2 rRNA genes are annotated in these 1,066 nt (G+C 56.0%); both read left to right on the top strand.

Going from position 1 to position 1,066, the window contains the following annotated elements:
- Positions 1-858: ribosomal RNA gene (locus KBX34_RS33140) — 23S ribosomal RNA — on the top strand; the annotation flags it as partial.
- Positions 859-943: 85 nt separating this feature from the next.
- Positions 944-1,060, top strand: a 5S ribosomal RNA gene (gene rrf, locus KBX34_RS33135).
- Positions 1,061-1,066 lie beyond the last annotated feature (6 nt).

Genomic DNA, 1,066 nt, shown 5'->3' with positions numbered 1-1,066 from the left:
GCGCGGCAGGACGGAAAGACCCCGGGACCTTTACTATAGCTTGACATTGGTACTCGAATTAGTTTGTGTAGGATAGGTGGGAGCCGGTGAAGTCCATACGCCAGTATGGGTGGAGGCAATCTTGAAATACCACTCTGGTTGATTTGGGTATCTAACTTCGGACCGTTATCCGGTTCAGGGACAGTGTCTGGTGGGTAGTTTAACTGGGGCGGTTGCCTCCTAAAAGGTAACGGAGGCGCCCAAAGGTTCCCTCAGCCTGGTTGGCAATCAGGTGTTGAGTGCAAGTACACAAGGGAGCTTGACTGTGAGACTGACAGGTCGAGCAGGGACGAAAGTCGGGACTAGTGATCCGGCACTTGCGAGTGGAAGCGGTGTCGCTCAACGGATAAAAGGTACCCCGGGGATAACAGGCTGATCTTCCCCAAGAGTCCATATCGACGGGATGGTTTGGCACCTCGATGTCGGCTCGTCGCATCCTGGGGCTGTAGCAGGTCCCAAGGGTTGGGCTGTTCGCCCATTAAAGCGGTACGCGAGCTGGGTTTAGAACGTCGTGAGACAGTTCGGTCCCTATCCGCCGTGCGCGTAGGATACTTGAGAAGGGCTGTCCCTAGTACGAGAGGACCGGGACGGACGAACCTCTGGTGTGCCAGTTGTCCTGCCAAGGGCACGGCTGGTTAGCTACGTTCGGAAGGGATAACCGCTGAAAGCATCTAAGCGGGAAGCCTGCTTCAAGATGAGGTATCCCACCCACCTTGGTGGGGTAAGGCCCCCAGCTAGACGACTGGGTTGATAGGCCGGAAATGTAAGCCCGGTAACGGGTTCAGTTGACCGGTACTAATAGGCCGAGGACTTGACTACTAAGCTGCTACGCGTCCACTGTGCAACTCTGAACAAGCGAACACCCGTGATTTTGTGTCGGGGTTGTTTGACATGTTCATAGAGTTACGGCGGTCATGGCGGAGGGGAAACGCCCGGTTACATTCCGAACCCGGAAGCTAAGCCCTCCAGCGCCGATGGTACTGCACTCGTGAGGGTGTGGGAGAGTAGGACGCCGCCGGACAATCTT

This window comes from Micromonospora sp. M61, from assembly GCF_018070245.1.
Classification (GTDB): Bacteria; Actinomycetota; Actinomycetes; order Mycobacteriales; family Micromonosporaceae; genus Micromonospora; species Micromonospora zamorensis.
This window is presented reverse-complemented; position numbering and strand designations above follow the sequence as displayed.